A 9399-nucleotide genomic window follows, 5' to 3' on the forward strand; every position below is an offset into this window, starting at 1 on the left:
GTGGGTTCGTGAATGGGCAGGCGAGCCGAACCCTAGACCGTCTTCCGCCATCCGGGAACAGGCGGGGTACCGCGCCGCCCCAGACGTCACGGTCTTGTGAGGATTGAGGCGGGACGCCTCATTCTCACAAGCGCTTCACAGCCGGTTCACACCCGGGGCAGCGACTCGGCCGCCAGGCCGCCCTCGATGGCGAGGATGCGGTGCAGCCGGGTCGCCACCAGCAGCCGCTGCATCTGCGGCGGCACGCCTCGCAGCACCAGCCGCCGGCCGCAGCGGCCGGCACGGCGGTGCGCGCCCATGATGACCCCGAGCCCGGTCGCGTCCCAGGAGTCGAGACCGGTCAGGTCGAGCACCAGGTCGCCGACGCCGTCGTCGACGGCCGAGTGCAGGACCGTACGGGCGTCCGCCGCGCTACGGACGTCGAGGCGGCCCCCGACGACCAGCTCGACATGGTCGCCCCTGATGTGCATATGCGCTCCCCGGGAGTGCTCCGTCTTTGCAACAACTGACTGCCGTGCGAGCAGAAGCGTTGCGCCTTGTAAGCGAACTGATACCGAATTCACCCTGTGGGGTGATGGTGAAGCGACCGAACAGAACTCAGTTCCGACTCGCAGCGATTCAGTGCTTGTAGAAGCCCTGCCCGCTCTTGCGGCCGATGTCACCCGCGTCCACCATCCGGCGCATCAGCTCCGGCGGGGCGAACTTCTCGTCCTGGCACTCGGTGTAGATGTTGCTCGTGGCGTTCACCAGGATGTCGATGCCCGTCAGGTCGGCGGTCGCGAGCGGGCCCATGGCGTGACCGAAGCCCAGCTTGCAGGCGATGTCGATGTCCTCGGCGGTGGCGACGCCCGACTCGTAGAGCTTCGCGGCCTCGACGACGAGCGCGGAGATCAGCCGCGTGGTGACGAAGCCGGCCACGTCGCGGTTGACGACGATGCAGGTCTTGCCGACCGACTCGGCGAACGCCCGCGCGGCGGCGAGGGTTTCGTCGCTGGTCTTGTACCCGCGGACGAGCTCGCAGAGCTGCATCATCGGGACCGGCGAGAAGAAGTGGGTGCCGACGACGGCCTCCGGGCGCTCCGTCACCGCGGCGATCTTGGTGATCGGGATGGCCGAGGTGTTGGAGGCGAGGACCGCGCCGTCCTTGGCGACCTTGTCGAGGGAGCGGAAGATCTCGTGCTTGACCTCCAGCTTCTCGAAGACGGCCTCGACGACGATGTCGGCGTCGGCCACCGCTTCGAGCTCGGTGGTCGCGGTGATGCGGCCGAGCGCGGCCTCGGCGTCGGCGGCGTCCAGCTTGCCCTTGGCGACGAACCGGTCGTACGACGCCTTGATGCCGTCGGTGCCACGGGTGAGGGCGGCGTCGGTGACGTCACGCAGGACGACGTCCCAGCCCGCCTGGGCCGAGACCTGCGCGATTCCGGACCCCATGAGTCCGGCCCCGATGACGGCGAGCTTCCTGGCCACGATCTTCCACCCCTTAACGCCTGTTCACTTCTCTGGCTCTTCGGCGGAGATTAGCGGGAGTGAGCCGCCGTGTGACCGTGAAGTAATGCGCGTCACGCCCCGTTTGACGGACGTCACACTCGCGACAGGTCCCGCGGCCCGCTCGCCGATCCGGACGCGGGGCGCCCGGCAGGATCCGCGAGACACGCCCCCGCCGCGCAGGGCGTGCGTCAGGAGCCGCGTACGGCGTAGGTCAGGACGCGGTCGCTCAGCAGGTCCTCGATCTCGTCGAGGAGGACCAGGGCCTCGCGGGAGACGGTGGTGGCCTTGCGGCCGGGCGTCATCTCGCGGGTGATGTAGCCGACGACGGTGTTCTCGATCCAGGCCAGCTGTCCGCCGACGAGCAGCGGCAGCGGGTCGTCGGCGGGCGCGCCGGCCTCCTCGCGCAGGGTGGCGACGACCGCGTCCTGGACCTCCTGCTGGAGGTAGAAGAGCCTGGCCTTGAGGGTGGGCGCGTGCTCGATGACGTTCATGAAGGCGTCGAAGCCCTCCATCAGCCCGTACGCGGGTGAGACCGCCCCGATGTCCTGGCGCATCCCGCGCAGCACCGCGGCCGCGGCCGACTCCCCCGCGTCGCGGCCGCGGATCATCCGGGCCAGGCGCATCGTGACCCCGTCGAGCCGGTCGAGGAAGAGGTCCTCCTTCGCCGGGAAGTAGTTGTAGACGGTGTTGACGGACACGTCCGCCGCCTCCGCGACCTCCGCGACGGTCACGGTCACGAAGCCGTGCTCCAGGAAGAGCCCCGTCGCGATGTCGGAGATCCGCTGCTTCGTCTGGCGCTTCTTGCGCTCCCTGAGCCCCTCAGCCATGTCCCCATCCTAGGGATCGTCTCGGGGTGAGTTGAAACTTGGAGGCATTGCAAAAATGCAGTGACTCTGTTTTTGTGGTCCCTATGCCAATCATCAGTACGTCCGGGCTCGCCCGGACCTTCCGGACGAAGCTCGGCCCCGTGGAGGCGGTGCGCGGCATCGACCTGACCGTGCGCCCCGGCGAGATCCTCGGCCTGCTCGGCCCCAACGGCGCCGGCAAGACGACCACCCTGCGCATGCTCACGACCCTGCTGCCGCCGACCGGCGGCGCGGCCACCGTCGCCGGACACGACCTGGTCCGCGACCCCGCGGCCGTCCGGCGCCGCATCGGATACGTCGCCCAGTCCGGCGGCGTCGATCCGACCGAGACGGTCCGCTCGGAGCTCGTCCTCCAGGGCCGCCTCTACCGTCTCGGCAAGGCCGAGGCCGCGGCCCGCGCCGAGGAGCTGGCCGGCGAACTGGGCCTGACCGGGCTGCTCGACCGCCGGACGGCGGCGCTCTCCGGCGGGCAGCGACGCCGGCTCGACATCGCGCTGGGGCTCACCCACCGGCCGGACGTGCTCTTCCTCGACGAGCCGACGACCGGCCTCGACCCCGGCAGCCGGGCCGACCTGTGGGCGCTGGTGCGCCGGCTGCGCGACACGCACGGCACGACGGTCGTGCTGACCACCCACTACCTCGACGAGGCGGACGCGCTCGCCGACCGGCTGGTGGTCGTGGACGGTGGCCGGGTGGTCGCCGAGGGCAGTCCCGCCGCGTTGAAGGCCGAGCACGGGGTCGCGACCCTCCAGGACGCCTTCCTCGCGATCACCGGGCGGGGCCCCGCCCCCGCCGACGCCGCTCCCGTCGCCGTCTGAGACACGGCCCGGCGCCCGGCCCCGGCCGCGGCGAGCGGTGCGACGCGCCCGCCGTTCCCGCTCCGGCCCCGGCCTCCTTCTCTCCCGCCTCCTGAGGACCCGACATGCTGCTGCACGACACCGCGATCGTCTTCGGGCGCTACGCCCGCCAGACCCTGCGCTCGAGATTCCAGATCCTCTTCGGCGTCCTGATGCCGCTGCTCCACCTGCTCTTCTTCGGCCCACTGCTCACCGGGCTGCCGCTCGGCCGCCCGGGCGACTCCTGGCAGATCCTGGTGCCGGGGCTGCTGCTCCAGCTGGGGCTGTTCGGCGCCTCGTTCGCCGGTTTCTCGGTCATCATCGAGAAGAACCTGGGCGTGGTGGAGCGGATGCGGGTGACCCCGGTCAGCCGGCTCGCCCTGCTGCTCGGCCGGGTGCTGCGCGACGCCTCGCTCTTCGTCTTCCAGGCCGTGCTGCTCGTGCTGACCGCACTGGCGATGGGGCTGCGCGCGCCGCTCGCCGGCGTTCTGATCGGCTTCGTGTTCGTGGCCGCGCTCACCCTCGCCCTGGCCTCGCTGTCGTACGCGCTGGCGGTCAGGGTCCGCACCCCGCAGGAGTTCGGACCCACCATCAACGCGCTGGCCATGCCGTCGATGCTGCTGTCCGGGCTGATGCTGCCCATGACCCTGGCTCCCGGCTGGCTCGACCTGCTGTCGCGCTTCATGCCCTTCCGCTACCTGGTGGACGCGGTGCGGGACGCCTATGTCGGCCACTACGCGACGGCGACCATGCTCCACGGGGTCCTGGTCGCCGCCGGTCTCGCCGCGGTCGCCGTGACGGTGGGCACACGGACGTTCCGCGGGGCCGGAGCGTAACTACGCTGGGGTCATGGTCAATCTGACGCGCATCTACACCCGCACCGGCGACAAGGGCACCACCGCGCTGGGCGACATGAGCAGGACCGCCAAGACCGATCTGCGGATCTCGGCGTACGCCGACGCCAACGAGGCGAACGCGGTCATCGGCACGGCCGTCGCGCTGGGGCAGCTCGGCGAGGAGGTCGTGAAGGTCCTCGTCCGCGTCCAGAACGACCTGTTCGACGTGGGCGCGGACCTCGCCACCCCGGTGGTGGAGGACCCCGAGTACCCGCCGCTGCGGGTCGAGCAGTCGTACGTCGACAAGCTGGAGGCGGACTGCGACCGCTTCCTGGAGGAGCTGGACAAGCTCCGCTCCTTCATCCTGCCGGGCGGCACGCCCGGTGCGGCGCTGCTGCACCAGGCGTGCACGGTGGTGCGCCGGGCCGAGCGCTCCACCTGGGCGGCGATCGAGGTGCACGGCGAGACGATGAACACCCTGACCGCGACGTACCTGAACCGCCTGTCCGATCTCCTGTTCATCCTGGCCAGGACGGCGAACAAGGAGGTCGGGGACGTGCTCTGGGTCCCGGGCGGCGAGCGCTAGGGGGTGTCCCGTAATCCGCGGCGGGTCGGCGCACGGCGTCGTGGGACCGCCGGGACTCCGTCGTCCCGGCGGTCCCGGCCCGTCCGGGGCGGCGTCCGGGGTTCAGGGCGTCCGGTCGGGCACCCGCTTCTCGTCCCTCGCGGTCCCCGCCCCGCCCCGGGGCTCCTTCTTCGGCCAGATCAGGTAGGTGAGGGCGATCAGGCCGTGGATGCCGGCGGCCCGCCAGGCCACCACGATCCACGCGGTCAGCGACGCGGTGTCGCCGTCGTCGCCCACGTACCAGGTGGCGAGCAGCAGCAGTCCGCTCGCGACGGCCGCCGCCACGACCGAGCCCAGCCAGACCCGGCCCTCGTGGCGGGCGCGGGCCATCCCGTAGCGCGGCGGTCCGGCAGGCCGCTCCCGGCCGCCGAGGCGGTGGGCCGCATGGCCGTCCAGCCACGTCACCGTGCGGTGACCGTGGCCGACCGTGTAGCCGATGTAGACGGCGGCGAGGCCGTGGCGCCAGCTCGGTTCGGCGCCGTTCTTCAGGTCGATCGCCGTGACGACGAGCAGGACGATCTCCAGCAGCGGCTCGCAGAGCAGCAGCGCGAGGCCCGTCCGGGGCATCTTCAGCAGGTAGCGGGCGGCGAGTCCGGCGGCCAGCAGGACCCAGAACCCGACTTCGCAGATCACGATCAACGTGACGATCACGGCACTCATCCCTTCGGTCCCCTCCAGCGTCCCGTCCGCCGCGCCGTTTCTCGTCGTCGCCGGTGACGACGTCCGTCTACATCCTTCGACGGAGCCGGGGATCGGCCCGGACGGCGAGGTCACGCCGCCGCCCACCGTGTTGGATGGGAACGTGACCCTCCCCCGACCGCACCGCGACGATCTCCTGATCGCCGCCGCCGGGCTCGCCTGCGGCCTGCTGCTGTACGCCTTCTCGCTGCACACGCAGGCCGATCCGCTCATCACGGCGCGCTGGGCGACCCTCGTCCCGCTCGCCGTGATGACCGCGGCGGAGACCGTGCGCCGCACGCTGCCGCAGGCCGCGCTGGTCGTCGGCACGGTCGCGATCGTGGCGGACCAGCTCACCTACGGCAGCCTGCCGACCGTGCTGATGTTCACGGACGTCGTCTACGCGGCCGTCGTCTACGGCTCGCCCGCCTCCGCCCGGCGCATCCCGTACACCACGGGGCTGATCACCATCGCGGTCACGGTCGGCTTCCTCGCCTGGCTGCAGGACGCCATCGCCCTGCTCATCGGCCTGGTCACGGGCATCGTCTCCTTCCTGCCCGCCGTCACCGGCGCCGTCGTGCGCAACCACCGGCAGGCCGCCGAGGCCGCCCGGCTGCGCGCGGAGCAGACGGCGCTGCTCGCCGAGATGGACCGCACTCAGGCGATCACGGCCGAGCGCTCCCGGATGGCCCGCGAGCTGCACGACCTGGTGGCCAACCACCTCTCCGCCATCGCCATCCACTCCACGGCCGCGCTGTCGATCGACGAGCCGGCGACGACACGGCAGTCCCTGACGGTGATCCGGCGGAACAGCGTCGAGGGTTTGGCGGAGATGCGCCGGCTGATCGGGCTGCTGCGGGACGGCAGCGGTGACGCCGAGCCCGCCGCCGCGCCCACCCTGGCCGGGCTCGACGCGCTGCTGGCCCAGGCCCGGACGAACGGCGAGGCGAGCGGGCTGGCCTTCGTGCTCGACGACACCCGGGACCCGTCCGAGGAACGCCGGGAGCCGTTGCCGACCCCCGTCGAACTGGCCGCGTACCGGATCGTGCAGGAGTCGCTGACCAACGCCCTCAAGCACGCCCCGGCCGGTACGGTCACCGTCGTCCTCGCCCGCGACGAGCGGGCGCTGACGGTGCGGGTGGACAGCCCGTTCGGCGACCGGCCCGGACCGCGCGCCCCGGGTTCGGGGTCCGGTCTGATCGGCATGCGGGAGCGGGTGGCCCTGCTCGGCGGCTCCTTCGAGGCGGGGCCCGTACCGCACGGGGACGGGGCGAAGATCTGGCAGGTACGGGCCGAGCTGCCCGCCGAGGAGAGGACACCGGACGCATGACGATCCGGATCGTGGTCGCGGAGGACCAGAGCGCGGTACGGGCGGGGCTCGTCCTCATCCTGGGCAGCGCCCCGGACATCGAGGTGGTCGGGGAGGCGGCGGACGGGGAGCGGGCGGTGGAGCTGGCCCGGGAACTGCGCCCGGACGTCGTCCTGATGGACGTCCAGATGCCGCGGATGGACGGGGTGACGGCGACCGGGCTCGTCGTCTCCGAGGGCCTGGCCGACGTGCTGGTGCTGACCACGTTCGATCTCGACGCGTACGTCTTCGGCGCGCTGCGGGCCGGGGCGGCCGGGTTCCTGCTGAAGAACACCGAGGCGAAGGACCTGATCGAGGGGGTGCGGACGGTGGCGCGCGGGGAGGGGACGATCGCGCCTGCCGTGACCCGGCGGCTGATCGCGGAGTTCGCGGCGCCGAGCCGTCCGGTGCGCGCGGCGGAGGCGTCCGTGCTGGACGTGCTGACGCGGCGGGAGCGCGAGGTGCTCGCGACGCTCGGAGAGGGGTTGTCCAACGCGGAGATCGCGATCCGCCTGGACATGGCGGAGGCGACGGTGAAGACGCACGTCAGCAAGGTGCTCGGCAAGCTGAAGCTCCGCTCGCGGGTCCAAGCGGCCGTTCTGGCACAGGAGTTGGGAGTCTGAGCGCGGCCGGAGGGCGGGGCGGCCGGGACCGGGGTCCCGTCGCGCCGACGTTGGTCTGGACCTCTTGACGGTTGGTCCAGACCTTTCTACGCTCGCGGGGCGCGCGCACAGTTCACGGACCACCCCCACCTTGTCCGTTCCGTCCGCAACTTGAGGAGCACCGTTGAGCACTCAAGCACCGACGCGCAGAACAGGGTTCAGACGCCGGGCCGCCGCCGGTCTGACCGCCCTGATCCTGCCCCTGGCCGCCATGGTCGGCCTCGCAGCACCCGCCGAAGCGGCCACCTCGGCCACCGCCACCTACACCAAGGTCTCCGACTGGGGCTCCGGCTTCGAGGGCAAGTGGACGGTGAAGAACACCGGCACCACCGCCCTCTCCTCCTGGACGGTGGAGTGGGACTACCCCTCCGGCACGGCCGTCACCTCCGCCTGGGACGCCACCGTCACCAGCTCCGGCACCCACTGGACCGCCAAGAACGTCGGCTGGAACGGCAGCCTCTCCCCCGGAGCCAGCGTCTCCTTCGGCTTCAACGGCAGCGGCGCGGGCGCCCCCAGCGGCTGCAAGGTCAACGGCGCCTCCTGTGACGGCTCCACGCAGCCCGGCGACAACGCCCCCTCCGCCCCCGGCACCCCGGTCGCCTCCGACATCACCAACACCTCGGTGAAGCTGACCTGGACCGCCGCCACCGACGACAAGGGCGTCAAGAACTACGACGTCAAGCGCGACGGCACCACGATCGCCACGGTCACCGGCCTCACCTACACCAACACGGGCCTGACCGCCGGCACCGACTACAGCTACACGGTGGTCGCCCGCGACACCGTCGACCAGACCGGTCCGGCCAGCGGCGCGGTCCCCGTGCGCACCACCGGCGGCGGGGGCACCCCTCCCCCGAACGTCGTGAAGATGGGCTACTTCACCAACTGGGGTGTCTACGGCCGCAACTACCACGTCAAGAACATCGTGACCTCCGGCTCGGCCGCCAAGATCACCCACATCAACTACGCGTTCGGCAACGTCACCGGCGGCAGGTGCACCATCGGTGACTCCTACGCCGACTACGACAAGGCCTACACCGCCGACCAGTCCGTCGACGGCGTCGCCGACACCTGGGACCAGCCGCTGCGCGGCAACTTCAACCAGCTGCGCAAGCTGAAGAAGGCGTACCCGAACATCAAGGTCCTGTGGTCCTTCGGCGGCTGGACCTGGTCCGGCGGCTTCGGCCAGGCCATGCAGAACCCGACCGCCTTCGCCCAGTCCTGCTACGACCTCGTCGAGGACCCGCGCTGGGCCGACGTGTTCGACGGCATCGACCTGGACTGGGAGTACCCGAACGCCTGCGGTCTGTCCTGCGACACCAGCGGGGCGGCCTCCTTCAAGAACATGATGCAGGCCATGCGGGCCAAGTTCGGCGCGAGCAACCTGGTCACCGCGGCCGTCACGGCCGACGCCTCGGCCGGTGGCAAGATCGACGCCGCCGACTACGGGGGCGCCGCGCAGTACATGAACTGGTTCAACGTGATGACGTACGACTTCTTCGGCGCCTGGGCGGCGCAGGGCCCGACGGCCCCGCACTCCCCGCTCACCTCCTACGCCGGGATCCCGCAGGCGGGCTTCAACTCCGCCGAGGCGATCGCCAAGTTCAAGGCGAAGGGCGTCCCCGCGAGCAAGCTGCTGCTCGGCATCGGCTTCTACGGCCGCGGCTGGACCGGCGTCACCCAGTCCGCCCCGGGCGGCACGGCGACGGGCCCGGCGGCGGGCACGTACGAGCAGGGCATCGAGGACTACAAGGTCCTGAAGAACTCCTGCCCGGCCAACGGCACGGTCGCCGGCACGGCGTACGCGCACTGCGGCACGAACTGGTGGAGTTACGACACCCCGTCCACGGTCACGTCCAAGATGAGCTGGGCGAAGAACCAGGGCCTGGGCGGCGCGTTCTTCTGGGAGTTCAGCGGTGACAGCGGCAACGGCGAACTCGTCGGCGCCATCAACAGCGGACTCAACTAGGTCCTGTCCGGGCGATCTTTGAGGACCGGCCCGCGGCGTCGGATGTGGTGTATCGCAAGGCGGAGGATCGCCCTCGTACCGGGCGTACTCG

10 protein-coding genes are annotated in these 9399 nt (G+C 71.3%); 6 read left to right on the forward strand and 4 right to left on the reverse strand.

Going from position 1 to position 9399, the window contains the following annotated elements; translation table 11 throughout:
• Positions 1-146: 146 nt before the first annotated feature.
• The 3 genes from ACGFZF_RS21055 to ACGFZF_RS21065 form a co-directional block, all read right to left on the reverse strand.
• Entirely contained in the window at positions 147-470 is a 324-nt protein-coding gene (locus ACGFZF_RS21055) for an STAS domain-containing protein (protein WP_024761898.1), read from the reverse strand.
• Between the two features lie 148 nt (positions 471-618).
• Positions 619-1467: a 3-hydroxyacyl-CoA dehydrogenase family protein gene (locus ACGFZF_RS21060; RefSeq protein ID WP_393556168.1), complete on the reverse strand. Its 849-nt coding sequence runs from the start codon at positions 1465-1467 to the stop codon at positions 619-621.
• Between the two features lie 209 nt (positions 1468-1676).
• Positions 1677-2315, reverse strand: a complete 639-nt coding sequence (locus tag ACGFZF_RS21065; RefSeq protein WP_393556170.1) for a TetR/AcrR family transcriptional regulator — start codon at positions 2313-2315, stop codon at positions 1677-1679.
• An 83-nt stretch (positions 2316-2398) separates the two neighbouring features.
• On the opposite strand from ACGFZF_RS21065, the gene ACGFZF_RS21070 reads away from it, so the two are divergent.
• The 3 genes from ACGFZF_RS21070 to ACGFZF_RS21080 all read left to right on the forward strand — a co-directional run bounded on the left by ACGFZF_RS21070 (position 2399) and on the right by ACGFZF_RS21080 (position 4612).
• A complete protein-coding gene (locus ACGFZF_RS21070) occupies positions 2399-3172 on the forward strand; it encodes an ABC transporter ATP-binding protein (RefSeq protein ID WP_393556172.1) in 774 nt (257 codons plus the stop codon).
• Positions 3173-3276: 104 nt separating this feature from the next.
• Positions 3277-4026: an ABC transporter permease gene (locus tag ACGFZF_RS21075; RefSeq protein WP_393556174.1), complete on the forward strand. Its 750-nt coding sequence runs from the start codon at positions 3277-3279 to the stop codon at positions 4024-4026.
• 13 nt (positions 4027-4039) lie between these two features.
• Positions 4040-4612, forward strand: a complete 573-nt coding sequence (locus tag ACGFZF_RS21080; RefSeq protein ID WP_393556176.1) for a cob(I)yrinic acid a,c-diamide adenosyltransferase — start codon at positions 4040-4042, stop codon at positions 4610-4612.
• Positions 4613-4714: 102 nt separating this feature from the next.
• On the opposite strand, the gene ACGFZF_RS21085 is transcribed toward ACGFZF_RS21080, so the two are convergent.
• Positions 4715-5302, reverse strand: a complete 588-nt coding sequence (locus ACGFZF_RS21085) for a hypothetical protein (protein ID WP_393556178.1) — start codon at positions 5300-5302, stop codon at positions 4715-4717.
• A gap of 151 nt (positions 5303-5453) precedes the next feature.
• On the opposite strand from ACGFZF_RS21085, the gene ACGFZF_RS21090 reads away from it, so the two are divergent.
• The 3 genes from ACGFZF_RS21090 (at position 5454) to ACGFZF_RS21100 (ending at position 9308) form a co-directional block, all read left to right on the forward strand.
• A complete protein-coding gene (locus ACGFZF_RS21090) occupies positions 5454-6659 on the forward strand; it encodes a sensor histidine kinase (protein WP_393556180.1) in 1206 nt (401 codons plus the stop codon).
• Positions 6656-7300: a response regulator gene (locus ACGFZF_RS21095; RefSeq protein ID WP_393556182.1), complete on the forward strand. Its 645-nt coding sequence runs from the start codon at positions 6656-6658 to the stop codon at positions 7298-7300. The genes ACGFZF_RS21090 and ACGFZF_RS21095 overlap by 4 nt, the downstream gene beginning before the upstream one ends.
• 163 nt (positions 7301-7463) lie before the next feature.
• Positions 7464-9308, forward strand: a complete 1845-nt coding sequence (locus tag ACGFZF_RS21100) for a glycosyl hydrolase family 18 protein (protein ID WP_393556185.1) — start codon at positions 7464-7466, stop codon at positions 9306-9308.
• Positions 9309-9399: the final 91 nt, after the last annotated feature.

Source organism: Streptomyces sp. NPDC048338 (genome assembly GCF_043201055.1).
In the GTDB taxonomy this organism is placed as follows: Bacteria; Actinomycetota; Actinomycetes; order Streptomycetales; family Streptomycetaceae; genus Streptomyces.

Bases quoted from the DNA above. Each gene is read 5' to 3' on its own strand.
- ACGFZF_RS21095 (WP_393556182.1), top strand. From the start codon at position 6,656: ATGACGATCCGGATCGTGGTCGCGGAGGACCAGAGCGCGGTACGGGCG.
- ACGFZF_RS21070 (WP_393556172.1), top strand. From the start codon at position 2,399: ATGCCAATCATCAGTACGTCCGGGCTCGCCCGGACCTTCCGGACGAAG.
- ACGFZF_RS21080 (WP_393556176.1), top strand. From the start codon at position 4,040: ATGGTCAATCTGACGCGCATCTACACCCGCACCGGCGACAAGGGCACC.
- ACGFZF_RS21075 (WP_393556174.1), top strand. From the start codon at position 3,277: ATGCTGCTGCACGACACCGCGATCGTCTTCGGGCGCTACGCCCGCCAG.
- ACGFZF_RS21055 (WP_024761898.1), bottom strand. From the start codon at position 470: ATGCACATCAGGGGCGACCATGTCGAGCTGGTCGTCGGGGGCCGCCTC.
- ACGFZF_RS21065 (WP_393556170.1), bottom strand. From the start codon at position 2,315: ATGGCTGAGGGGCTCAGGGAGCGCAAGAAGCGCCAGACGAAGCAGCGG.